The organism is Streptomyces sp. NPDC043427 (genome assembly GCF_056436655.1).
Map to the genome: position 1 here is coordinate 67748 of NZ_JBWKCC010000013.1, position 23380 is coordinate 91127.

Genomic DNA, 23380 nt, shown 5'->3' on the forward strand with positions numbered 1-23380 from the left:
CCCGTGACGGACACCACCGCCGCCCCGGCGCTCGCCCTGACGGACCTGCACGCCTCGCTCACCGACCCGGTGCTCGACGCGATGAACTTCCTCAACGAGGTCGTCGCCCGCTTCCCCGAGGCCCTCTCCTTCGCACCCGGCAGGCCCTCGGAGGGCACCTTCGAGACCGACGACCTGGCCCGCCACCTGCGCTCCTACACCGACCACCTGGAGCAGGCGCGCGGCTGGTCGAAGGACAAGGTGCGCACCCACCTCTTCCAGTACGGGCGCACCAACGGCATCATCCACGAGCTCATCGCCCGCACCCTGGCCAACGACGAGCAGATCCACGTGCCCCCGGAGTCGATCGTCGTGACGACCGGATGCCAGGAGGCCATGCTGCTCACCCTGCGGGCGCTGTTCGCGGCCAGGGAGGACACCCTCCTGGTCAGCTCGCCCTGCTACGTCGGCATCACCGGAGCGGCCCGCCTGCTCGACATCGCGACCCACCCCGTGCCGGAGGGCACCGACGGCCCGGACCCGGAGGCGTTCCTCGCCGCGGCCCGCCGGCTGCGGCAGGAGGGCCGGCGGCCGCGCGCCGTGTACGTGGTGCCGGACTTCGCCAACCCGTCGGGCACGAGCATGACCCTGGCCGCGCGCGAACGGCTGCTGCAGATCGCGGCGGAGGAGGACCTGCTGATCCTGGAGGACGATCCCTACGGGTTCTTCGTCCGCACCGGATCAGCCCGCCCCACGCTGAAGTCGATGGACCGCGAACGCCGGGTGCTGCACCTGGGATCGTTCGCCAAGACCGCGCTGCCCGGCGCCCGCGTCGGCTACGTCGTCGCCGACCAGGAGGTCGTCGGCCCCGACGGCAGGCGTTCCCTGCTCGCCGACGAGCTCTCCAAGATCAAGAGCATGACGACGGTCAACACCTCCGCCATCGGCCAGGCCGTCATCGGCGGACTGCTCGTGGAGTGCGACTGCCGGCTGCGCGAGGCCAACGCCGAGGCCATCGCCTACTACGCCACCAACCTGGCCACCCTGCTCGGCGAGCTGGAGCGGCACTTCCCCGAGGACCGGCGCCGCGAGCTGGGCCTGAGCTGGAACGAGCCGACGGGCGGCTTCTTCCTCGTCGTCGATGTCCCGTTCGTCGCCGACACCAAGGCACTCGAGGACTCCGCGCGCACCTTCGGCGTGCTGTGGACGCCGATGAGCGACTTCTACGCGGAGGGCGGCGGCGAGCACCGACTCCGGCTCTCCTGCAGCGCCCTGACGCCCGACCAGATCGTCGAGGGCGTCCGCAGACTGGCGCGGTTCATCGAGTCCCGGGCCGCCGAAGCGGCCGAACGCCCCTGACGAAGCGGTACGACGCCGAGGGCCCGACCGGACTTCGGGCGGGCCCTTTTTCCCTCCATGATCTCAAAACTGAACGCACGGTCGTGCTAATGTCTTGGCCCGGACAACCCACTCGCGAAAGGGCCCGCATGGATATCCGGAAACTCGACCGGACGGCTGTGCTGGAGACCGTACGCCTCGTGCAGCAGGCCGACCCCACGGACTGGGACCTGCCGACACCCTGCGCCGGATGGACGCTCCGTCAGCTCGTGGCCCACATGGCGGGCCAGCACCACGGCTTCGCGGCCGCCGCCGCGGGAAGCGGTGACGACCTCGCCGTATGGCAACCGAGCACCCTCGGCGACGACCCGTCGACGACCTACCGGGACGCCGCCTGGACCGCCATCGACGCCTTCGCCCGACCGAGCGTCCTGACCCGGGAGTTCACGCTCCCCGAGATCAGCACCACCAGGCGCTTCCCGGCCTCGGTCGCGATCGGGTTCCACTTCCTGGACTACGTGGTCCACGGCTGGGACGTGGCCCGCACGCTCGGCGTGCCCCTGGACCTCGACGAGCAGATCGCCGAGGCCGCCCTCGCCTTCGCCCTGCGTGTGCCGGACGACGAACGCAGGCTGGTACCCGAACCTCTCTTCCGCCCCGCCCTGCCCGCGGCACCCGGCGCGAGCTCCCTCGACCTCGTCCTGACGACGCTCGGCAGGTCCCCCGACTGGTCCGCCGCGGCGGCGCTGTAGTCACCGGCCCGCCCACGTCAACGGCCCGTAAACGTCCCACGCCCGACACGCACAGGGAGACACCTTGCTCACTGAACTCAAGCAGCATGTCGCACGGCGCCTCAACCTGACGGAGGAGGAGGTGTTCGCCGGGCAGCCGCTGTCGGCGGTCCTCGTCGCGTCCCCGACCGCGATCAACTCCATCGACCTGCTGGACGCGTTCGCGGGCGCACTCGCGGACACCGGCTTCGACGAGGACGTCGAACTGCCGACGATGACCCTCGACCACACCGCGGAGGACGTCGTCCAGGCCCTCGGCAAGCAGCTCGCAGCCAGCTCCTCCTGAACGGAAGCTCCTCAGCTCCTCCTGAACGGAAGGCGAGACACATGCTGATCATGACCGACATCGTCAAGGAACTCCGCTCCGGGGCCACCATCACCGATGTGCTGCGCGCCCAGCAGAGCTACCACGAACAGCGCCGCTGGTCGTCCGACGAACTCTTCGACGGCCGCCGCCTCACACGTCCCGGCGAGAGCGACAAGGCCGCCCTGTGGCACGCCGCCCGGGCCGAGCTCACCACCCAGCCGGCCGGCATCCGGCTCGCCGTGGACGGCGTCAAACTCGCCAACGAGATCCGCGAGTCCAACCCGCTGGGCAGCGACGTCCTGCACGTCGCCGCCGCCTGGTCGGCCCGCTACTGGCTGGAGGAGGAGGCCCACCACGAGGTCTCCTTCGGGCGCCTGATGGAGATGGCGGACATCGACCCCATCGACGTGGAGGAGGTCGTCGAGCACCGCGGCGCCTTCCCCACCGACAACTACGCCCGCGTCTGCATCCTCCAGGCCTGCGTGGAGATCGAGGCCTGTGTCTCCTACCAGCACGCGGCCCGCACGAGCGGCGACGAGCTCGTGCATGACGTCTTCCACACGATCATGAAGGACGAGGTGCAGCACCGGCAGTACTTCGCCGCCTTCGCCAAGGCCCTGATCGAGTCCGGGGTCTACCCCGTCAAGGACGTCCTGTCGATGGCGTACACCTGGATCCGCCCCGACGGCGGCGAGACCTTCGGCTCGACCCGCGAGGCCCAGACCGAGCGGCAGGGCTTCGTCAACTGGTGGGAGCGGATCCGGACCGACGAGGACGACTTCGCCCTCGGCGACGACGCGCTGCACGAAGGGTCGGTGCACTCACGCAAGTTGAGCAGCGTGTTCGCACTCGTACGGGAAGTCACCGGCATCGAGACCCGATCCTACGAGGACCTGAAGCGTGCCTACTTCGCCAGCCTCCGGACGAACGATGTCGACCGGATTCGATCTGCAGTCAGTCGCGGAGCTCGCTCAGAGGCGGCACTTGCGGGATAGCGGGGCGGTCTTCACCGCGGGGGAGCGCGCGCACTGCCGCTCCCGTCCCGACCCGGACGCGTCCCTGGCGGGGCTGCTGTCGGCCAAGGAGGCCTTCATCAAGGCCCTCAGCTCGATGACCCTCAGCTCGGTGGAAGGCGCACCGGAGTGCACCTTCCCCGAGATCGAGGTCGGGCACGGCCCCGCCGGGCAGCCCCTGCTGCGGCTGCACGGAGACGTCGCCCGCTGGTGCCAGGAGCGCAACATCTCGGCGGAGGTGTCGATCAGCCACACCGGCGGCATGGCCGGTGCCGTGGTCGTCCTCCTGGCCGAGCCGACGACGAGCGGAGGCCATCCCTCATGACAACCGTCACACCGCCGGACCTCGAACACACCTGTGAAGTGGCCCTGCGCCCCAACGACTTCGACTGGGCCGGGCACCTGAACAACAGCGTGTACGTCCAGCTCCTGGAGACCGGCCGCTGGGAGTGGGGGCTCGCCCACGGCGTCGACGCCCGCGAGGACTCCGTGGTCGCCATGGTGCTCCAACTCCAGTTGGACTACCTCCAGTCGGTCGACTGGGACCCGGTCGGCCGCCTCGTCGTCCGCACGTCCCTCGCGGAACAGTCGGCCTACAGCTTCACCCTGGCCCAGGACGTCGAACGGCCCGACGGCACGGTGGTGGCCCGGGGCCGCGTCCGTCTCGGCCTCGTCGACCGCCACACCAAGCGCATCCACCGGGTCAACCTGGACGCGATGCTCAAGGCCCCCGGGAGCGCGACATGACAGACATCACACCCCTCGCGCCCACCCTCCCCCACGCCCTCGCCGCCCAGGCCCACCGCGCCGACGCGACCGTCACCTTCGGCACCTCCGCCCGGCGGGAGACCCTGACGTACCCCGAGTTCGCGGAGCAGATCGCGGCGGCGGCCGGGGGCTTCGCCGCGCAGGGGGTGCACCCCGGGGACCGGGTGATGCTCCGTATCGGCAACTCACGCGAGAGCGTGCTCGCCCTGCTGGCGCTGATGCACCTGGGCGCGGTCCCCGTCTCCGTGAAGCCGCGCGTGCCGGGGGCGGTCGTGGAGCAGTACCTGGCCGCGGTGACCCGACAGCAGCACGCCCGCCACGCCTTCCGGATCGCCGGGCACGGCCTGAACGAACTGCTGCTGGACCCGCGCCCGGGCCGGGCGCCCGAGCCCGCGCCGGGGGCCACGGAGGACCTCGCGTTCATCCAGTACACGAGCGGCTCCACCGGCATGCCCCGCCCGATCCCGCTCAGTCACCGCGCGGTCCTCGGCAACATCGAGGCCATCCGCGGGGTGTCCGGCATGCGGCCGGGCCACGTCGGCCTGATGACGCTGCCGCTCCACCACGACATGGGCCTGATCGGCACCCTCACCGCGCTCGTCCAGGGCGCCGACGTGGTCCTAGAAGATCCCGGCACCTTCCTGCGCAGACCCATGGCGGCCCTGCGCCTCGTACGGGACGCCGAGCGCGTCCACAGCGCCTTCCCCGACTTCATGCTGCGCTACCTGGCGGCACGGATCACGGAGGCGGCGGACAAGGAAGCCCCCGACTCCCAGCTGCTACGGGCCTGGGGCACCGTCTACTGCGGCGCGGAACCCATCCGCAGGGAATCGGTGCGCACCTTCCTCGACACCACCGCCCCCTGGGGCTTCGACCCCTCGGCGCTGGTGTTCTGCTACGGCCTCGCCGAAGCGGTCCTGATGGCCACCTCGCACCGCCTGCGGGACCTCAGTACGGGATTCCGTGGCCGGGGCCCGGTCGCGACCGCCTGCCTCGGCACCGCCGTGCCCGGCCTCGACCTGCGCGTCGTGGACGAGTCGGGCCGCCCCTGCGCCGACGCGGAGACGGGCCGTGTCCAGCTGCGCGGGGACACCCTGTTCAACGGGTACGACGGGGCCACCGACCACCGCACCACCTGGTTCGACACCGGCGACCTGGGCCGCCTGGAGGCGGGCCTGCTCTACCTCAGCGGCCGGCGCTCCGACCGGGTCTCCGTCAACGGCACGAACGTGTTCGCCGCCGACGTGGAACAGGTGGCGGCGGCCGAACCGGGCGTCGCGGAGTGCGTCGTCCTCCCGCACGGCGCCTCGTTCGCCGTCGTGGTCGTACCGGAGCGGGGCCTGCACATCGACACCGACCGCGTCGCGGCCCGCGTCACCGCTGACTTCGCCGTCGCCCCGGAGAGCGTCATCGAGGTCCCGCACAGCGCCGTCGTGCGCACCGCGAGCGGCAAACCGGCACGCACGTACATGGCGGCCCGACTCGAAGAAGGAGGACTGCTCCCGCAGGTGGCGACGACCGCCCACCCCTGAGACGTTCCTCACAGAGAGAACGGCCGCACAGAAACAGTGGGATCCCGACAAACCAGAACGGGCGGCACCGTGATCACGATGCCGCCCGTTCCGCTGGTGCGCGAGGGGGGAGTTGAACCCCCACGCCCTTGCGGGCACTGGAACCTGAATCCAGCGCGTCTGCCTATTCCGCCACCCGCGCATTGGGTGTGTCCTCGGGCTCTTTCCCCTGTGGGGCTGGCGCCTTCCGACATGCAGAACATTAGCACGCTGGGCGGGGAGGATTCACATCGCTTGTTCGCCGCCCCCGGGCCCCCGCGGAGACGCCGGCGCCCCCACCACGTATCAACGGGGGCCGGTTCACGTATCAACCTCGTACCGGTCCCGGCCATCTGCCCAGGAGCCGTTCGAGGTCCACAGTCAGGTGCGGGACACTGGTCTGCGGCCCCCTCTACGATCCTGGGCAGGAGTACGTACGGGCGAGCTTCGGGGTAAGGGGTCGAGGAGGGCCTCGACACCCGGTCGACCGGGCCGACAGGGGGAACCAGCCGATTCACCGGCGCGTGGATACGATCAGTAAGCAGTACCAGGCAAGAAGCAGTACGCAAGGCAGCAGAAGAAGCAGAAGAAGCAGTACACAGGACGACAACGACCAGGGAGGTGCCTCATGGGAGTCCTGAAGAAGTTCGAGCAACGTCTCGAAGGTCTGGTCAACGGCACCTTCGCCAAGGTCTTCAAGTCCGAGGTCCAGCCGGTGGAGATCGCCGGAGCGCTGCAGCGCGAGTGCGACAACAACGCCACGATCTGGAACCGCGACCGCACGGTCGTCCCCAACGACTTCATCGTGGAGCTGAGCACGCCGGACTTCGAGCGGCTCAGCCCCTACTCCGGCCAGCTCGGCGACGAGCTCGCCGGCATGGTGCGCGACTACGCCAAGCAGCAGCGCTACACCTTCATGGGCACGATCAAGGTCAACCTGGAGAAGGCGGACGACCTCGACACCGGCCTGTACCGGGTGCGCAGCCGTACGCTCGCCTCCTCCAGCAGCCAGAGCCCCGAGAGCGCCCCGGCGGCAGGCGGTGGGCGCGGCGGCGGGTACGGCTACCCGCCGCAGGGCCAGTCCGCCCGGCCCGCCCCCGCGGCCGCTCCCCCCATGCCTTCCGCGCCGCCGGCCGGCGCCCGGCCCGGTGGGTACGGCTACCCGCAGCCCGCGGGCGGCCAGCGACCCCCGGCCGCGCCCGCGGCCGGCGGACGCACCCGCCACTGGATCGAGATCAACGGCACACGCCATCAGATCTCCCGCGCGACGCTGGTGCTGGGCCGCAGCACCGACGCCGACGTGCGGATCGACGACCCCGGCGTCTCGCGTCGGCACTGTGAGATCCGGACCGGAACGCCCTCGACGATCCAGGATCTCGGGTCCACCAACGGCATCGTGGTGGACGGGCAGCACACCACCCGCGCTACGCTCCGCGACGGCTCGCGGATCGTCGTGGGCAGTACCACCATCATTTACCGGCAAGCCGAAGGGTGAAGCGGGGGCAATGTCAGAGCTGACCCTCACGGTGATGCGGCTGGGTTTCCTGGCCGTCCTGTGGCTGTTCGTGATCGTGGCCGTGCAGGTCATCCGCAGCGACCTGTTCGGTACGCGCGTCACCCAGCGCGGCGCGCGCCGGGAGGCCGCGCGCCCGCAGCAGCAGGCCGCCCGCCAGGCCCCACCGCCACAACGCCAGCAGTCCGGCGGCGGCCGCCAGCGCCGTAACGCCCCCACCAAGCTGGTGGTGACCGAGGGCACCCTCACGGGCACCACGGTCGCGCTCCAGGGCCAGACCATCACGCTCGGCCGGGCGCACGACAGCACGATCGTGCTGGACGACGACTACGCCTCCAGCCGTCACGCCCGGATCTACCCGGACCGAGACGGCCAGTGGATCGTCGAGGACCTGGGCTCCACCAATGGCACGTACCTCGACCGGAACCGGCTGACGACGCCCACGCCGATCGCGCCGGGCGCGCCGATCCGCATCGGCAAGACCGTCATCGAGCTTCGGAAGTAGTGCTACATCATGAGTGAGCGCGAGCGGAGCGAGCACGCAGCGGCGGCCGGCACCCCGGGCCCCGGCGCGCTCCCGACCGGAGGGTGGGCAGTGTGGCTCGACACGACCGGCTGTACCCGGAGCCGACTGGCGAGGTGCGCATGAGCCTGTCACTGCGCTTCGCCGCCGGATCGCACAAGGGCATGATCCGGGAGGGCAACGAGGACTCCGGTTACGCCGGTCCGCGCCTGCTCGCCATCGCCGACGGCATGGGCGGTGCCGCCGCCGGCGAGGTCGCCTCCTCCGAGGCGATCTCCACCATCGTCGCCCTCGACGACGACATCCCCGGCTCCGACGTCCTCACCTCGCTCGGCATCGCCGTCCAGCGCGCCAACGACCAGCTGCGCTCGATGGTCGAGGAGGACCCCCAGCTCGAAGGCATGGGGACCACCCTCACCGCGCTGCTGTGGACGGGCCAGCGGCTGGGTCTCGTGCACGTCGGCGACTCGCGCGCCTACCTCCTGCGCGACGGCGTGCTGACCCAGATCACGCAGGACCACACCTGGGTGCAGCGGCTGGTCGACGAGGGCCGCATCACCGAGGAGGAAGCCACCACCCACCCGCAGCGCTCCCTGCTGATGCGCGCGCTGGGCAGCGGCGACCACGTCGAACCCGACCTCTCCATCCGCGAGGTCCGCGCCGGCGACCGCTATCTGATCTGCTCCGACGGACTGTCCGGGGTCGTCTCCCACCAGACGCTCGAGGAGACCCTCGCCAGCTACCAGGGCCCGCAGGAGACCGTGCAGGAGCTGATCCAGCTCGCGCTGCGCGGCGGCGGCCCCGACAACATCACCGTCATCGTCGCGGACGTCCTCGACCTCGACACCGGCGACACCCTCGCCGGGCAGCTGTCCGACACCCCGGTCGTGGTCGGCGCCGTCGCCGAGAACCAGCTCCAGCTGCACGACAACGGCATCATGCAGACCCCCGCGGGCCGCGCCTCGGGCCTCGGCCGGCACGGCCACGGCGGCGGCGAGTTCGGCCCGCCCGGCTCCGGTGACACCACCGGCTACGTCCCCGCCGGGGGATTCGGCGGCTCCCTCGACTACGGAGACGACGACTTCGTCAAGCCCCGCAAGGGCGGCAGGTGGCTGAAGAGATCCTTCTACGGCATCCTCGCGCTCGCCGTCATCGGCGGCGGCCTCTACGGCGGCTGGCGCTGGACGCAGTCGCAGTACTACGTCGGCACCAAGGACGAGCACGTCGCGCTGTACCGGGGCATCAGCCAGGACCTGGCGTGGGTGTCGCTGTCGAAGGTCGAGAAGGACCACCCCGAGATCGAACTCAAGTACCTGCCGCAGTACCAGCAGAAGCTGGTCGAGGCCACGATCGCCGAGGGCGACCTCAACAACGCCCAGAAGAAGATCACGGAGCTGGCCGTCCAGGCCTCGGCGTGCAAGAAGCAGGCCGAACGCACCACCGCCGGGAAAAAGAGCAGCTCCAAGGCCGGCGAGGGCCAGGCCGGCGGCACCACGGGAACCACACCCGCCTCCCTCACGTCCAAGGCGTCACCGAGTCCCTCGGCGACATCTCCGTCCACGCCTCCGTCCCCGTCCGCGACCCCGACCGCGCCCACACCCAGCCCCGGCCCCACTCTCTCGGAGGAAGAGCAGAAGGTCGTCTCGCTGTGCGGTAAGCAGTAGGCAAGCCGTGAGAGGCCCCGTCACACGATGAGCAGTACTACCAACCCGTCGACGCACCACACGTCCACGATCGGCTCGATCGGCACGCCGAGCCGACGCAACACCGAGCTCGCGCTCCTGGTGTTCGCCGTCGCCATCCCGGTGTTCGCCTACGCCAACGTGGGCCTCGCCATCAACGACGAGGTGCCGTCCGGCCTGCTGAGCTACGGGCTCGGCCTCGGCCTCCTGGCCGGCGTCGCCCATCTCGTCGTACGCAAGTTCGCGCCGTACGCGGACCCGCTGCTGCTGCCGCTGGCCACGCTGCTGAACGGGCTCGGTCTCGTCGTCATCTGGCGGCTCGACCAGTCCAAGCTGCTGCAGTCCATCCAGCAGGCCGGCACGGCCGCGCCACGGCAGCTGCTGTACACGGCGCTGGGCATCGCCCTGTTCATCGTGGTGCTGATCTTCCTCAAGGACCACCGCGTCCTGCAGCGCTACACCTACATCTCCATGGTCGGCGCGCTGTTCCTGCTGCTGCTGCCGCTGGTGCCGGGCCTCGGCCAGAACATCTACGGCGCCAAGATCTGGATCTCCGTCGCCGGTTTCTCCATCCAGCCCGGTGAGTTCGCGAAGATCGTCCTCGCGATCTTCTTCGCCGGCTATCTGATGGTGAAGCGCGACGCGCTCGCCCTGGCCAGCCGCCGCTTCATCGGCCTGTACCTGCCCCGCGGCCGCGACCTCGGCCCGATCCTGGTCGTCTGGTTCATCTCGATCCTGATCCTGGTCTTCGAGACCGACCTCGGTACGTCGCTGCTGTTCTTCGGAATGTTCGTCATCATGCTGTACGTCGCCACCGAGCGGACCAGCTGGATCGTCTTCGGTCTGCTGATGTCCTCGGCCGGCGCGGTCGGCGTGGCCAGCTTCGAACCGCACGTCCAGCAGCGCGTCCAGGCCTGGCTCGACCCGATGAAGGAGTACGCGCTCTCCCGGCAGGGTGTCGGCGGCCACTCCGAGCAGGCGATGCAGGCGCTGTGGGCGTTCGGCTCCGGCGGCACCCTCGGCACCGGCCTCGGCCAGGGCCACTCCGACCTCATCCGGTTCGCCGCCAACTCCGACTTCATCCTCGCCACCTTCGGCGAGGAGATGGGCCTCGCCGGCATCATGGCGATCCTGCTCATCTACGGGCTGATCGTGGAGCGCGGCGTACGCACCGCCCTCGCCGCCCGTGACCCGTTCGGCAAGCTGCTCGCCATCGGCCTGTCCGGCGCCTTCGCCCTCCAGGTGTTCGTCGTGGCCGGCGGTGTGATGGGCCTCATCCCGCTGACCGGTATGACGATGCCGTTCCTGGCGTACGGCGGTTCCTCCGTGATCGCCAACTGGGCGCTCGTCGGCATCCTCATCAGGATCAGCGACACCGCGCGCCGCCCGGCGCCCGCTCCCGCCGCCAACCCCGACGCCGAGATGACCCAGGTGGTCCGCCCGTCATGAACAAGCCCCTGCGCCGGATCGCGATCTTCTGCGGCCTCCTGATCATCACGCTCCTCCTCCGCGACAACTGGCTCCAGTACGTCAAGGCCGACACCCTGGCCACCGACACCGACAACCGCCGCGTCGCCATCGAGCGGTACGCCACCCCGCGCGGCGACATCATCGTCGGCGGCAAGGCCATCACCGGGCACACCACGACGTCGGGCAGCGACTTCAAGTACAAGCGCACCTACAAGGACGGCGCGATGTGGGCGCCCGTCACCGGCTACGTCTCCCAGGCCTACGGCGCCACCCAGCTGGAGAACATCGAGGACGGCATCCTCACCGGCAACGACGACCGGCTCTTCTTCCGCAACACCCTCGACATGATCACCGGGAAGAAGAAGGAGGGCGGCAACGTCGTCACCACCCTCAACGCCGCCGCGCAGAAGGCCGCGTACGACGGTCTGAAGGCGCGCGGCAAGGGTGCCGCGGTCGCCATCGAACCGTCCACCGGCAAGATCCTCGCGCTGGCCTCCTACCCGTCGTACGACCCGTCCACGATCGCCGGCGGCGGCGCCTCGGACGAGAAGGCGTGGAAGGCCCTCGACAAGAAGAACAACCCCGACGACCCGTCGCTCAACCGGGCGCTGCGCGAGGTCTACCCGCCCGGCTCCACCTTCAAGGTGCTGACCGCGGCCGCAGCGCTGGAGAACGGCCTCTACACGAGCGCCGACCAGAAGACCCGGTCGCCGCTGCCGTGGATCATGCCGGGCACCACGACCCCGCTGAAGAACGAGGGGAACATCCCCTGCGAGAACGCCACCCTGCGCATCGCCCTGCGCTACTCCTGCAACACGGTCTTCGGCAAGGTCGGCGCCGACCTCGGCAACGAGAAGATGCTGGAGGAGGCCAAGAAGTTCGGCTTCACCTCCGAGCAGTTCGTCCCGGTCCGCGCCACCGCCTCGGTCTTCTCCGACGACATGAACGACTCTCAGACCGCGCTGTCCTCGATCGGCCAGTTCAACACCGCCGCGACCCCGCTGCAGATGGCCATGATCGCCTCCGCGGTCGCCAACGACGGCAAGCTGATGAAGCCGTACATGGTCGACGAGCTCCAGGCCCCGAACGTCGACACCCTCGAGAAGACGGACCCCGAGGAGATGAGCCAACCGCTCTCGGAGAAGAACGCGCAGATCCTCCAGTCGATGATGGAGACCGTCGTCAAGGAGGGCACCGGTAAGAAGGCGCAGATCGGCGGCGGTGTCACCGTGGGCGGCAAGACCGGTACCGCCCAGCACGGCGTCGACAACAGCGAGAAGCCGTACGCCTGGTTCATCTCCTACGCCAAGCTCAGCGACGGCAGCGCGCCGGTCGCCGTGGCCGTGGTCGTGGAAGACAAAGACGCCGTCCGTAACGACATCTCGGGTGGCGGTCTGGCAGCACCCATCGCGAAGAGCGTGATGGAGGCAGTCATCAACAGCAAGAAGTGACCCCGATCACGTCCCCCTCACATCGGTGCACGTTGCGATACCGGTCCTGTATCGGGTGACGGGCTAGGCCAGGTCACACAGAGCGAGCCGGGTACGGTAGGCCCGGACGGCAGCCTCCGACCGCACACGTGTGCCGGTCGGGACCGACGGAGAGGGCTGGTAGGAAGCTATGGAAGAGCCGCGTCGCCTCGGCGGCCGGTACGAGCTGGGCCCGGTGCTCGGCCGTGGTGGCATGGCGGAGGTTTACCACGCGCATGACACCCGACTGGGACGCCAGGTGGCGGTGAAGACGCTGCGCGCGGACCTCGCGCGCGACCCGTCCTTCCAGGCCCGGTTCCGCCGGGAGGCCCAGTCGGCCGCCTCGCTCAACCATCCCGCGATCGTCGCGGTCTATGACACGGGCGAGGACTACATCGACAACGTGTCGATCCCGTACATCGTCATGGAGTACGTCGACGGATCCACCCTCCGTGAGCTTCTTCACAGCGGCCGCAAGCTGCTGCCGGAGCGGTCCATGGAGATGACCATCGGCATCCTCCAGGGCCTGGAGTACGCCCACCGCAACGGCATCGTCCACCGCGACATCAAGCCGGCGAACGTCATGCTGACGCGCAACGGCCAGGTCAAGGTGATGGACTTCGGCATCGCCCGCGCCATGGGCGACTCCGGCATGACCATGACCCAGACGGCGGCCGTCATCGGCACCGCCCAGTACCTCTCGCCCGAGCAGGCCAAGGGCGAGCAGGTCGACGCCCGGTCCGACCTGTACTCGACGGGCTGTCTGCTCTACGAACTCCTGACCGTCCGCCCGCCGTTCGTGGGCGACTCCCCGGTCGCGGTGGCCTACCAGCACGTACGGGAGGAGCCGCAGTCCCCCAGCGTCTTCGACCCCGAGATCACGCCCGAGATGGACGCGATCGTGCTGAAGGCGCTCGTCAAGGACCCGAACTACCGCTATCAGTCCGCCGACGAGATGCGCGCCGACATCGAGGCCTGCCTCGACGGCCAGCCCGTCGCGGCCACGGCGGCCATGGGCTCCGTCGGCTACGGCGGCTACCCCGACGACCAGCCGACGACGGCCCTGCGCGCCGACGCGGGCGGCGGCGCCACGACCATGCTGCCGCCGATGCCCCCGGACGACAGCGGCTACGGCTACGGCGACCGCAGCGACCGGCGCCGCCAGAAGAAGTCCAACACCTCGACGATCCTCCTGGTCGTCGCCGCCGCCCTGGTCCTCGTCGGCGCGATCCTGATCGGCAAGTGGGCCTTCGACGGCGACGGTGTGGCCAATGACACAGTGCCGGTACCGGCCTTCGTGGGCGAGACCCTGCCAAACGCCCAGAAGCTGGCGACCAACGCCGAACTGACCCTCGTACCGACCAACAAGCCCTGTGAGAACACCCCCAAGGGCAGCGTCTGCGAGCAGGACCCGAAGGCCGGCACCGACGTCAAGAAGAACACCTCGGTCAACATCGTGGTCTCGACGGGCGCGCCGAAGGTGGCGGTGCCGACCGTCCTCGGCAAGACCGTCGCCGAGGCGAAGTCGATCCTTGAGGACGACAAGTACCAGTTCGACGTCGAGACGAAGCAAGAGGTCTCCACGGAGACACCGGGCACCGTCACGAACCAGAACCCGAGTCTCGGCGAAGAGGTGGAGAAGGGGACCACGATCACCCTCACCATCGCCAAGGCCGAGGAGAAGGCCACCGTCCCCGACGTCATCGGCCAGGACTGTGAAAAGGCCAAGGGGCAGATGACCCAGAACAACCTGGTCGGCAGCTGCACCGAGGTGGAGGTCCAGGACCCGAACCAGGACGGCAAGGTCATCTCGACCACGCCGCCGGCGAACTCCCAGGCCGACAAGGGTTCCTCGGTCAACATCCAGGTCGGCAAGCTGGCGAAGAAGCAGCAGGTGCAGGTCCCGAACATCCAGGGCCAGACCCTGGGGACCGTCAAGCAGCTGCTCCAGCAGGTCGGTCTGAAGGTCGGGAACATCCAGGGCAGCAACGACGACAACGCCCTCGTCTTCGCTTCCGACCCGGGCCAGGGCAGCACCGTCGACCAGGGCACCGCGGTGAACCTGATCACCGTGGGCGGCAACAACGGCGGCAACAACGGCGGCAACGACGGCGGCAACGACGGCGGTGGCGGAGTCTTCGGCTGACCCGCCCGACCGCACTCCACGACGAGAGCCCCGGCTCCCTTACTCAAGGGACCGGGGCTCTCGTCGTGAACCGGCGTGCCCTTTCGCCGACGTGTCTTCGCACGCCAGTCCTCGTTGATCGATTGGGGTGGGGTGTCACAGCTCTGCCCTGACGGCCATACGGCCCGACCACCAACAGAAGGGCAGAACGTGATCAACGAATCGGCGCTGATGGAATCCAGGAGCCTGCGTGAAAGCGTGCTGGAACGGACGGGCGTACTCGACAGGGTGAAGGCGCTGTCACTTCTGCCGGACGGAATGCACGTGACTACGGCGATGGTGGCGACGTACTTCGGAGTCACCGTCGAAGTCGTCCGACAGCTGACCAAGCGCCATCGCGAAGAACTGGAAGCCAACGGCATGGCGGTACTGCGGGGCGCTGACCTCCGGAAATTCGAGAGTGACAACATGTCACTCTCGCTGGGAAGTTATCCACAAGCCCGCCGCAGTCTCACCATCTACTCTCGCCGATCCGTCCTCAACGTGGCCATGCTCCTCAGGGACAGCGAAGTCGCACGACAGGTGCGTGTGTACCTCCTGGACATGGAGTACGTGGCCCGCGCACAGCCTGTGGACAACCCCGTCCACCGGGACACCGTCTCCCTCGACGACCACATCGACCGACGCATCGCCCACATCCTCGGCAAGAACGTCGTCCCCCTGTTCAACGCCCTCATCGCCTCCTCCAGCGAACACCGCCGCGAGCTCATCGAACTCCGCCAGGACATCCAGAACGTCGAACGCAAGCTGTGCTGGCACCACCAGCGCATCCGAAGCCTGGAGGGTGAAGCACCGACAGACCAGGTCAGGGCCTCCATCAGTGCCATGACCTGGCAGGCCTTCGAGCGTCACGTCGCCGAGCTGCTGCGCCGCGACGGCTGCACGGAAGTCGTCGTACGGCAGGCCCGCACCGACCGGGGCATCGACATCACGGCACGCACGGCCGACGGGCGTACCGTCGCCGTCCAGTGCAAGAACCGCGCCGGCCGCTGGTCGGTCCCCAGCGCCGACATGCAGAAGTTCGCCGGTGCGGCACGAGTCGTCAACCGCGTGGACATCGCCCTGTTCGTCTCCACGTCCAATTTCAGCCTCGAAGCGCAGGCCGTCGCCGACCTGAGCGGGGTCGTCACCGTCAACCGCGACGAAGTGGAGGCATGGAGCGCCGGAGTGCGCCTGAAAGCCCTGGGATAGGCGTTACGCACGAGGCCCGAAGCCGCAAGAGCAAGTTGCGGCTTCGGGCCTCCGCCATGCTAGGTGACTGAGCTCCCGCAAGGAGCTCAGTCACCCCAGCTCCTTCGGCGGCGTCCGCTCGCTGTCCACCTTCTCGACCCGCTCCAGCTCCCCCCACACCACGTACCGGTACCGGCTCGTGTACACCGGCGTGCAGGTCGTCAGCGTGATGTAGTGGCCGGCCTTCGTCCTGCCGGACTCCTTGGGGACCGTGGTGAGGACCTTGACGTTGTACTTCGAGGTCTCGGGCAGGATCGCAAAGACCTTGTAGACGTACCAGTCGTCCTTCGTCTCGAAGACGATCGGGTCGCCCTTCTCCAGCTTGTCGATGTTGTGGAACTTCGCGCCATGGCCGTCGCGGTGGGCGGCCAGGGAGAAGTTTCCGTCCTTGCCGCTGGTCGGCAGGGTCGCCTTGACGGGTTCGGTGTAGTAGCCGGCCACGCCGTCGTTGAGGATCTTGGACGAGGTGCCCTTCTCGACCAGGACCTCGCCGTTCTTCATCGCGGGCACGTGCAGGAAGCCGATGCCGTCCTTGGTGTCCAGCGCGCCGGGACCGGAGTCGTGGGCCCAGGTGTCGCGGACCTTGTCGCCCTGCTTGTCGGCCGCGCGGTCGGCGACAACGTTCGTCCACCACAGGGAGTAGACGACGAACAGGCCGAGCACCAGGCCCGCCGTGATGAGGAGTTCACCGAAGACACTGACCGCCATCGCGATCCGGCCGCCACGGCGCCGCGGTGCGGGCCGGGACGCGGACGCGTCGGTGTGCTCTGCGGTGCCGTCGGTGGTCGCTGCCACTGTTCATCTGCCCTTACTCGACTAGCGCATCCGGCTTGCCCTTGCTGCGCGGCCGTTCCTCGACCATCTTGCCCCAGACGATCAACCGGTACTTGCTGGTGAACTCCGGCGTGCACGTCGTCAGCGTGATGTAGCGGCCCGGTCCGGTGAAACCCGATCCCGGGGGGACGGGGTCGAGGACGCTCGTGTTGCTCGGTGGCGTCACGGGGAGCATCGACGCCGTCTTGTAGACGTAGTACTCGTCCTGTGTCTCGACGACGATCGCGTCGCCCGGCTTGAGCCTGTTGATGTACCGGAACGGTTCGCCGTGTGTGTTGCGGTGCCCCGCGAGCCCGAAGTTCCCGGCCTTCGCGTCGGGCATCGCCGTCTTCAGCGGGTCCTCGCCGTAGTGCCCGACCATGCCCTTGTCGAGCACCTGCTTGTTGCTGACGCCCTCCGCGATCGGCACGACCACGTCCAGCTCGGGGATGTGCAGGATCGCGAAGCCCTGGCCCGGCGAGAACGTCCCGGGGTTGCGCGTGCCGTTCGCCCAGTCGTCCTGGAGCTTGTTCGCCTCACTGCCGGCCTGCGCGTGCGCCCGTACGTTCGTCCACCACAGCTGGTAGGTGACGAACAGCAGCATCAGCACACCGGTCGTGATGAACACCTCACCGATGGCGCGGCTGGCGACCACGGCGGGGCCCGGCTTGCGTGCCCGCGCCTGCCGACGGGCCTCCACTCGGGAGAGGGGCCGCGCATCGGCGGAGCGCGGTTTCTCGCCATCGTCACCCCGCGCCGACGCCTCCGACGCCTCCGACGCCTCCGAGGTGCCGCCGTGCCGCCCACGACGGCGCTTGGCGGCCTTTCTACGGGCCGCCCGCCCACCCGGAGTGGTTCGGGGTGCTGACGAAGGGGAGGAGGCGCCAGAGGCGCTTGTGGACTCGCCGCCGACCGTCTGCGCCGGCAGCGCCGGGATCCGCAGCGCCACCGTCTCCTCGTCGGGGGGCGGGACGTACGGCGAAGCGCCGTACGGTTCGTACGGCGCTCCGCCGGAGGTGTCCTCGCGCTCTGGGCGCACTTGGGTCACGCCGTGGCCCTGCCCACCACCGGGGCGAGCCCCGCCGACCTCGCCACCGCGCCCTGGTCGCCGCACTCCACCAGCCAGTTGGCCAGCATCCGGTGGCCGTGCTCCGTCAACACAGACTCGGGGTGGAACTGCACGCCCTCGACGGGGAGCTCCCGGTGCCGGAGGCCCATGACGATCCCGTCGTGCGTACGGGCCGTGACCTCCAGCTCCGCCGGGACCGTGGCCGGCTCGGCCGCCAGGGAGTGGTAGCGCGTCGCAGTGAAGGGCGAGGGCAGCCCGGCGAAGACACCCTTGCCCTCGTGCTCGACCAGGGAGGTCTTGCCGTGCAGCAGCTCCGGCGCCCGGTCGACGACACCGCCGTACGCCACCTGCATCGACTGCATGCCCAGGCAGACACCGAAGACCGGGACCCCTGTGGTGGCGCAGTGGTGCACCATCTCCACGCAGACACCCGCCTCCTCGGGGGTGCCGGGGCCCGGCGACAGCAGGACGCCGTCGAAGCCGTCCTGGGCGTGTGCCGTCGAGACCTCGTCGTTGCGCAGGACCTCACACTCGGCACCCAGCTGGTACAGGTACTGGACCAGGTTGAAGACGAAGCTGTCGTAGTTGTCGACGACGAGAATACGCGCGCTCACTGGTTGTCCACCGTCACATCGTTGAAGGGCAGCAGCGGTTCGGCCCACGGAAAGACGTACTGGAACAGCACGTAGACCACGGCCAGCACCAGCATGATCGAGATCAGCGCCTTCAACCACGCGTTTCCCGGCAGATGCCGCCAGATCCAGCCGTACATGCCGTCCCTTCCTTCGCACCACGGCACCAGACTCACGCCGTACCGCACCAGACTAACGGCGCAGAGCCTCAGGTTTGCCTGCCTCCACAGGCTGTGTGGAGTCCAGGTGCGCCCAGACGATCAGCCGGTGACTGTGCCCCCACTCGGGATCGCACGTGGTCAGCGTCAGATAGCGGCCTGGACGTGTGTACCCCGACTTACGTGGCAGAGGGTCGATCACTTCAATGTCCGAGGGCACTGTTTTGTAGGGCCCTTTGTCGATCCGATACGTGAACCATGTGGTCCCGTCGGTCAGCACCACCGCGTCACCCCTACGCAGCCTGGGGAAGTCCTTGAAGGGGTCGCCATAGGTGCGCCGGTGACCGGCGACGGAGAAGTTGCCCGCCTGACCGAGCTGCGCGGTGTTCGCGTAGTGGCCAAGGCCCTTCTTCAGGGTGCCGGTGGTGGTGCCCTCCAGAACCGGCTTGTTCCACGTGAAACCAAGACGTGGGATGTACATGATCGCGAAGGGCTTGCCGCTGCTGTATGCGGCTGTGACGCTCGGGGCAGTGGCGCGGGGGGCGGCGGCGCTCGGCGCGGAGGCGGGCCTTGTGTCCTGCCGGGCCCACTGGTCCTGGAGGTCGTCGATCTGGTCGTCCATGACCCGGTCCGCCTGCACACCGGTCCAGAACAGCACGTAGACGACGAGGAGCACGATCAGGGCGCCGACGGTGATGCACAGTTCGCTGAACGTCCTGACGATCACGCGCACCGGCGGCTCCTGAAAGCGGGCTACTCCACGGGCTTCGCGTAGTGCAGGTCCACTGTGCCGGAGTAACCCGGCAGAGTCACCGTCCCGTCCTCAGTGACTTTCCAGCCGAGGCCGTAGACATTCACGTACACCATGTAGTTCTGGATCGCCTGGGAGTCCGCGAGCGCCTTCTGCATCGCCTCCGGGTCCCCTACCGCCGTGATCTTGTACGGCGGTGAGTAGACGCGGCCCTGAAGGATCAGGGTGTTGCCCACGCAGCGCACCGCACTGGTGGAGATCAGCCGCTGGTCCATGACCTTGATGCCCTTGGCCCCGCTCTTCCACAGCGCGTTCACCACGGCTTGGAGATCCTGCTGGTGGATGACCAGGTAGTCGGGCTGCGGCTCTGGATAGCCGGGGAGCTTGGCGGTGGCGTTCGGCGGGGCGTCGTTCAGCGTGACCGTGATCGCCTTGCCCGTCAGCTTCTGGGTGCCCGCCCTCTTCTCCAACTGCGCCAGCTTCTCGTCCTCGGCCTTGGTGCTGCCGTCATCGGCCTCGGCGAGGGAGTCGACGTCGTCGCGCAGGGACGCGTTGGACTCGTCGAGTGCACCGTTCTTGTGGCTGCGCTCCTGAATGAGGTCGGAGAGCTTCAGCAAGGACGTGTCCGTACGGATGTTGGTGCCCTTGGCCGTGTTGAAGCTGGTGAAGAAAATGAGTCCCGCGAGAGCGAAGACGCCCGCCGTGAGCACCCGCACCGGTCGCAGGCGTCGACCACGCGGGGGGCTGGATCCCGTCCCGGGGGAGTCGGCAGAATTGCTCAACGTACCCTTATCTCCTTCGGCGCCACGGAAGCACTACGCTAACGGACGCCCGGGGGAGCGCTAAGTGTCCCCTTGTACGCTGCCCCGAGCCCGACCCAGAACCCTGCGCGGCCACGCAGCGCATCGACAGGAGAGACCCTCGTGCCGAAGTCACGTATCCGCAAGAAGGCCGATTACACGCCGCCGCCCGCCAAGCAGGCCGCGACCATCAAGCTGAACAGCCGCGCCTGGGTCGCGCCGGTCATGCTGGCCATGTTCCTGGTCGGGCTCGCCTGGATCGTCGTCTTCTATGTGACCGACGGTTCGCTGCCCATCGACAAGCTGGACAACTGGAACATCGTGGTGGGATTCGGCTTCATCGCGGCGGGATTCGGCGTCTCCACGCAGTGGAAGTAAGGGCGACCCGGCGGTGAACACAGCTCTGCCCAGGACTATCCGCTGAGTTATCCACAGCCCAGGCAGAATTTCCACACCCGCCTGGGGAAAAGACGACGATCTGTGGATAACTCAGCGGGTGTTGACGCCGGTACGACTGACACACCGGTTGCCACAAGACTATGCGCCCCCTGCCTGACCTGCGCAAACGCGGATCGGTGACAGGGGGCACAGTTGTTCCCGCACAGTGTGCACAAGATCGGGCACACGCTGTGGACAACAGCGCGCTCAGGTGAGCTGGGCGGTTCTCAGGAGCGTCATCACCACGACGGCCACCAGCACCAGGGCACAGCTGCCGTACTGGACGAGGGCCCGCCGCTCGCGCGGGGCGTGGACCATGCCGTAGCCGATCACGACACCCGCCACCAGTCCGCCGATGTGGGCCTGCCAGGCGATGTTGCTTGCCCCGAAGGTGAAGATGAGGTTGATCACCAGCAGGGCAATGATCGGCCGCATGTCGTACCGGAGGCGGCGCATCAGGACAGCGGTCGCGCCGAAGAGGCCGAAGATCGCGCCGGAGGCGCCGAGCGAACCGCTGCTCGGGCTGGCCAGCACATACGTCAGGACGCTGCCCGCGAGCCCCGAGACCAGATAGAGCGCGAGGTAGCGGACCCGGCCGAGGGCGGCTTCCAGGGGGCCGCCGAGCCACCACAAGCTCAGCATGTTGAAGGCGATGTGCCAGATGGCCTCGTGCGCGAACATCGAGGTGAACAGCAGCCACCACTGGCCCTCGGCGACACCCTGCGTGGGGTTGAACGGCGCCGGCGGCCACTGGCCGACCAGGACCAGGTCGTCCAGGAACGACGGGCGGATCTGGCCGACGAGGAAGACCGCGAGGTTGATCCCGATGAGGATCTTGGTCAGGAGGCGGGGATCGGCCGTGACGGTGCCACCGGCCAGGGTGCGCGGTCGGGAGGCGTCCGGCGCGTGCCCCGTACCGGAGTCGCCGCGGACGCACGACGGGCACTGGAACCCGACGGACGCGCTGACCATGCACTCGGGACAGATCGGGCGCTCGCAGCGGGTGCAGCGGATGCCCGTCTCGCGTCCGGGGTGGCGGTAGCAGACGGGCAGGCTCTGGGCAGGCTGGGAATCCTGGTCGTCCGGCCCCTTCGGACTGCCTGGCGCCTGGTCCATGAGATCCCCTAAGTCGTCGTACGCACGGCATTTGCCCCGCTCATCCTTACGGACGAGCGGGGCATTTGGTTCCCGTCGAGGTGCCTGGGCTCAGGCGGAATCGGGGCTCAGCCCTGGCGGGTCTCCACGACGACCGACTCGATGACCACGTCGTTGAGCGGGCGGTCGGTGCGCGGGTTGGTCTGCGTCGTCGCGATGGAGTCGATGACCTTCTGGCTGGCCGCGTCGGTGACCTCGCCGAAGATGGTGTGCTTGCGGTTCAGCCAGGCCGTCGGGGAGACGGTGAGGAAGAACTGCGAGCCGTTGGTGCCCGGGCCGGCGTTGGCCATGGCCAGCAGGTACGGCTTGTCGAAGCGCAGGTCCGGGTGGAACTCGTCCTCGAACTGGTAGCCGGGACCACCGGTGCCGTTGCCCAGCGGGTCACCGCCCTGGATCATGAATCCGCTGATCACCCGGTGGAAGACCGTGCCGTCGTACAGCTTGGCCGTGGACTTCTCACCGGTCTCCGGGTTGGTCCACTCACGCTGCCCCTGGGCAAGGTCGACGAAGTTCTTGACCGTCTTGGGGGCGTGGTCCGGGAAGAGCCGGACCTCGATGTCGCCGTGATTGGTCTTCAGGGTGGCGTAGAGCTGCTCGGCCACGATCTGCCTTCCGTTGTCTTCCTGTGACCCCCTGATCCTCGCACGGTCCACGCCCTACGTCGCCCGGCGACCTCATCTGAGCGGATGTCGCGTCCCCATCCGAGCGGATTCCGAGCGGATATCGGGGCGCGTGGCGTCGGGCTGCGGGCGCGAAGGGAGGATCCGTGGCATTGTCGACGACAAGCTCGCGTTGCCCCTTATTTCAACGCTCATGACCCGGATGCCCGTCCTCGCATGCCCCAGCGTTCGTCGACAGGCATGATCCGTAAAAGGGTGGAAAGTCGAAATACCGTACGCCACCGAGGAGGAGGAAACCCGTGACCCGCATCGAAAGCGTGCGCGCCGCGACCGGCTCGGCCAAGGACAGCGTGCTGCACGCCGCGGAAGTGGTGGCGCCCTACGCCGACACGGCCAAGGACAGGGCCGCGCACTACGCACACGAGGCACGCGTACGGCTCGCGCCCAAGGTGTCGCTGGCCGCCGACCAGGCTCGCGTCCAGTACGGCACGCATGTCGCGCCGCGTCTGGAGCAGGCCCGTTCGCATGTGCCGCCGAAGGTCGACCAGGCCGCCCAGGAGGCCGCCGCTCGCACCCGAGCTGCTGCCCGGCAGGCCGCCGAGTACTCCAAGCCGAGGATCGAGCAGGCGGTGGCCGTGGCCGTGCCCGTCGCAGACGAGGCCGCGACGCGCGGTGCCGCCGCGTTGGCCGCACTGCGCAGCCATGTGACGGCCAAGGAGATCGAGAAGTTGGCCCGCAAGCACAAGCGGCGGGCGCGGGCGGGCCGGGCGGCGAAAATGCTGGCCGCCATGGGCGTGCTCGCCGGTGGCGCCTTCGCCGCCTGGAAGTGGTGGGACAAGCAGGCCAACCCGGACTGGCTGGTCGAGCCCCCCGCGGCGACGGAGGTGCCCGAGGCCGGCGGGCTGACGTCGGTGGACGGCAGCGGCAACCCGTCCGTGCTCGATCCCGAGGTCCAGGCGAAGCAGGCCGAGGACGAGGCAGCGGACCGCGACGAGCGCGACTGACGCCCGGAGTGCCGCACAGGGGGGGGGGGGGGGGGGGGGGGGGGGGGGGGGGGGGGGGGGGGGGGGGGGGTGTGGGCGGGGGGGTGGGGGGGGGGGGGGTGGGGGGGGGTTTTTTTCCTCCC

The 23380-nt window shown here is 68.9% G+C and carries 24 protein-coding genes and 1 tRNA gene; 16 read left to right on the forward strand and 9 right to left on the reverse strand.

The genetic code is table 11. The features are described 5' to 3' along the window. Positions 1–3 precede the first annotated feature (3 nt). From AC067M_RS21625 to AC067M_RS21655, 7 genes are all read left to right on the forward strand, one after another. Complete coding sequence (locus tag AC067M_RS21625; protein ID WP_478698636.1) at positions 4–1338, forward strand: aminotransferase-like domain-containing protein; 1335 nt, start codon at positions 4–6, stop codon at positions 1336–1338. 128 nt (positions 1339–1466) lie between these two features. Further along, a complete protein-coding gene (locus AC067M_RS21630; RefSeq protein WP_478698637.1) occupies positions 1467–2069 on the forward strand; it encodes a TIGR03086 family metal-binding protein in 603 nt (200 codons plus the stop codon). 64 nt (positions 2070–2133) lie between these two features. Then, positions 2134–2394, forward strand: a complete 261-nt coding sequence (locus AC067M_RS21635; protein ID WP_478698638.1) for a hypothetical protein — start codon at positions 2134–2136, stop codon at positions 2392–2394. Between the two features lie 41 nt (positions 2395–2435). Continuing rightward, positions 2436–3410, forward strand: coding sequence for a ferritin family protein (locus tag AC067M_RS21640; RefSeq protein ID WP_478698639.1), 975 nt, complete (start codon positions 2436–2438; stop codon positions 3408–3410). Continuing rightward, complete coding sequence (locus AC067M_RS21645) at positions 3400–3753, forward strand: holo-ACP synthase (protein ID WP_478698640.1); 354 nt, start codon at positions 3400–3402, stop codon at positions 3751–3753. Before AC067M_RS21640 ends, AC067M_RS21645 begins: the two co-directional genes overlap by 11 nt. Then, positions 3750–4175, forward strand: a complete 426-nt coding sequence (locus tag AC067M_RS21650) for an acyl-CoA thioesterase (RefSeq protein WP_478698641.1) — start codon at positions 3750–3752, stop codon at positions 4173–4175. The genes AC067M_RS21645 and AC067M_RS21650 overlap by 4 nt, the downstream gene beginning before the upstream one ends. Beyond that, on the forward strand, positions 4172–5728 hold the full coding sequence (locus AC067M_RS21655; protein WP_478698642.1) for an AMP-binding protein: 1557 nt from the start codon (positions 4172–4174) through the stop codon (positions 5726–5728). Before AC067M_RS21650 ends, AC067M_RS21655 begins: the two co-directional genes overlap by 4 nt. A gap of 94 nt (positions 5729–5822) precedes the next feature. Here the strand turns inward: AC067M_RS21655 and AC067M_RS21660 are convergent. Then, a tRNA-Leu gene (locus AC067M_RS21660) sits at positions 5823–5909 on the reverse strand. Positions 5910–6374: 465 nt separating this feature from the next. Between AC067M_RS21660 and AC067M_RS21665 the strand changes: the two genes are divergently transcribed. The 7 genes from AC067M_RS21665 (at position 6375) to AC067M_RS21695 (ending at position 15779) form a co-directional block, all read left to right on the forward strand. Then, positions 6375–7241 carry an FhaA domain-containing protein gene (locus AC067M_RS21665; RefSeq protein WP_478698643.1) on the forward strand — a complete coding sequence of 289 codons (867 nt, stop codon included), beginning with the start codon at positions 6375–6377 and terminating at the stop codon, positions 7239–7241. A 10-nt stretch (positions 7242–7251) separates the two neighbouring features. Then, positions 7252–7764, forward strand: coding sequence for an FHA domain-containing protein FhaB/FipA (locus tag AC067M_RS21670; protein ID WP_133928060.1), 513 nt, complete (start codon positions 7252–7254; stop codon positions 7762–7764). Positions 7765–7904: 140 nt separating this feature from the next. After that, complete coding sequence (locus AC067M_RS21675) at positions 7905–9446, forward strand: Stp1/IreP family PP2C-type Ser/Thr phosphatase (RefSeq protein ID WP_478698644.1); 1542 nt, start codon at positions 7905–7907, stop codon at positions 9444–9446. Between the two features lie 27 nt (positions 9447–9473). Further along, a complete protein-coding gene (locus AC067M_RS21680) occupies positions 9474–10913 on the forward strand; it encodes an FtsW/RodA/SpoVE family cell cycle protein (RefSeq protein WP_478698645.1) in 1440 nt (479 codons plus the stop codon). Further along, a complete protein-coding gene (locus AC067M_RS21685; protein WP_478698646.1) occupies positions 10910–12385 on the forward strand; it encodes a penicillin-binding transpeptidase domain-containing protein in 1476 nt (491 codons plus the stop codon). Before AC067M_RS21680 ends, AC067M_RS21685 begins: the two co-directional genes overlap by 4 nt. Positions 12386–12554: 169 nt before the next feature. Further along, positions 12555–14549: a Stk1 family PASTA domain-containing Ser/Thr kinase gene (gene pknB / locus AC067M_RS21690; RefSeq protein ID WP_478698647.1), complete on the forward strand. Its 1995-nt coding sequence runs from the start codon at positions 12555–12557 to the stop codon at positions 14547–14549. A gap of 297 nt (positions 14550–14846) precedes the next feature. Continuing rightward, on the forward strand, positions 14847–15779 hold the full coding sequence (locus tag AC067M_RS21695) for a restriction endonuclease (RefSeq protein ID WP_478698754.1): 933 nt from the start codon (positions 14847–14849) through the stop codon (positions 15777–15779). 90 nt (positions 15780–15869) lie between these two features. Here the strand turns inward: AC067M_RS21695 and AC067M_RS21700 are convergent, their stop codons facing one another. From AC067M_RS21700 to AC067M_RS21725, 6 genes are read right to left on the reverse strand one after another with little or no spacing between them, the layout of a single operon-like run. Then, complete coding sequence (locus tag AC067M_RS21700; protein WP_478698648.1) at positions 15870–16613, reverse strand: class E sortase; 744 nt, start codon at positions 16611–16613, stop codon at positions 15870–15872. Positions 16614–16626: 13 nt separating this feature from the next. After that, positions 16627–17679, reverse strand: coding sequence for a class E sortase (locus AC067M_RS21705; protein WP_478698649.1), 1053 nt, complete (start codon positions 17677–17679; stop codon positions 16627–16629). Beyond that, on the reverse strand, positions 17676–18314 hold the full coding sequence (locus AC067M_RS21710; RefSeq protein WP_478698650.1) for an aminodeoxychorismate/anthranilate synthase component II: 639 nt from the start codon (positions 18312–18314) through the stop codon (positions 17676–17678). Before AC067M_RS21710 ends, AC067M_RS21705 begins: the two co-directional genes overlap by 4 nt. After that, on the reverse strand, positions 18311–18472 hold the full coding sequence (locus AC067M_RS21715; protein ID WP_393627480.1) for a hypothetical protein: 162 nt from the start codon (positions 18470–18472) through the stop codon (positions 18311–18313). Before AC067M_RS21715 ends, AC067M_RS21710 begins: the two co-directional genes overlap by 4 nt. Positions 18473–18524: 52 nt before the next feature. Continuing rightward, entirely contained in the window at positions 18525–19223 is a 699-nt protein-coding gene (locus tag AC067M_RS21720; protein ID WP_478698651.1) for a class E sortase, read from the reverse strand. A 20-nt stretch (positions 19224–19243) separates the two neighbouring features. Beyond that, positions 19244–20023 carry a DUF881 domain-containing protein gene (locus AC067M_RS21725; RefSeq protein ID WP_478698652.1) on the reverse strand — a complete coding sequence of 260 codons (780 nt, stop codon included), beginning with the start codon at positions 20021–20023 and terminating at the stop codon, positions 19244–19246. 141 nt (positions 20024–20164) lie between these two features. Here AC067M_RS21725 and crgA point away from each other — a divergent pair, with 141 nt between their 5' ends. Further along, complete coding sequence (gene crgA / locus AC067M_RS21730) at positions 20165–20419, forward strand: cell division protein CrgA (protein WP_478698653.1); 255 nt, start codon at positions 20165–20167, stop codon at positions 20417–20419. Positions 20420–20686: 267 nt separating this feature from the next. Here crgA and AC067M_RS21735 read toward each other — a convergent pair whose 3' ends face one another. Together AC067M_RS21735 and AC067M_RS21740 are read right to left on the reverse strand one after the other, a co-directional pair. Beyond that, positions 20687–21595: a rhomboid family intramembrane serine protease gene (locus AC067M_RS21735; protein WP_478698654.1), complete on the reverse strand. Its 909-nt coding sequence runs from the start codon at positions 21593–21595 to the stop codon at positions 20687–20689. Between the two features lie 107 nt (positions 21596–21702). After that, a complete protein-coding gene (locus tag AC067M_RS21740) occupies positions 21703–22236 on the reverse strand; it encodes a peptidylprolyl isomerase (protein WP_478698655.1) in 534 nt (177 codons plus the stop codon). Positions 22237–22553: 317 nt separating this feature from the next. On the opposite strand from AC067M_RS21740, the gene AC067M_RS21745 reads away from it, so the two are divergent. Next, positions 22554–23258 carry a DUF5324 family protein gene (locus AC067M_RS21745; RefSeq protein ID WP_478698656.1) on the forward strand — a complete coding sequence of 235 codons (705 nt, stop codon included), beginning with the start codon at positions 22554–22556 and terminating at the stop codon, positions 23256–23258. Positions 23259–23380: the final 122 nt, after the last annotated feature.

Coding starts and splice junctions, on each gene's coding strand:
- AC067M_RS21630 (WP_478698637.1), top strand. CDS start 1,467: ATGGATATCCGGAAACTCGACCGGACGGCTGTGCTGGAGACCGTACGC.
- AC067M_RS21640 (WP_478698639.1), top strand. CDS start 2,436: ATGCTGATCATGACCGACATCGTCAAGGAACTCCGCTCCGGGGCCACC.
- AC067M_RS21650 (WP_478698641.1), top strand. CDS start 3,750: ATGACAACCGTCACACCGCCGGACCTCGAACACACCTGTGAAGTGGCC.
- AC067M_RS21655 (WP_478698642.1), top strand. CDS start 4,172: ATGACAGACATCACACCCCTCGCGCCCACCCTCCCCCACGCCCTCGCC.
- AC067M_RS21665 (WP_478698643.1), top strand. CDS start 6,375: ATGGGAGTCCTGAAGAAGTTCGAGCAACGTCTCGAAGGTCTGGTCAAC.
- AC067M_RS21670 (WP_133928060.1), top strand. CDS start 7,252: ATGTCAGAGCTGACCCTCACGGTGATGCGGCTGGGTTTCCTGGCCGTC.
- AC067M_RS21675 (WP_478698644.1), top strand. CDS start 7,905: ATGAGCCTGTCACTGCGCTTCGCCGCCGGATCGCACAAGGGCATGATC.
- AC067M_RS21680 (WP_478698645.1), top strand. CDS start 9,474: ATGAGCAGTACTACCAACCCGTCGACGCACCACACGTCCACGATCGGC.
- AC067M_RS21685 (WP_478698646.1), top strand. CDS start 10,910: ATGAACAAGCCCCTGCGCCGGATCGCGATCTTCTGCGGCCTCCTGATC.
- pknB (WP_478698647.1), top strand. CDS start 12,555: ATGGAAGAGCCGCGTCGCCTCGGCGGCCGGTACGAGCTGGGCCCGGTG.
- AC067M_RS21695 (WP_478698754.1), top strand. CDS start 14,847: ATGCACGTGACTACGGCGATGGTGGCGACGTACTTCGGAGTCACCGTC.
- AC067M_RS21715 (WP_393627480.1), bottom strand. CDS start 18,472: ATGTACGGCTGGATCTGGCGGCATCTGCCGGGAAACGCGTGGTTGAAG.
- AC067M_RS21735 (WP_478698654.1), bottom strand. CDS start 21,595: ATGGACCAGGCGCCAGGCAGTCCGAAGGGGCCGGACGACCAGGATTCC.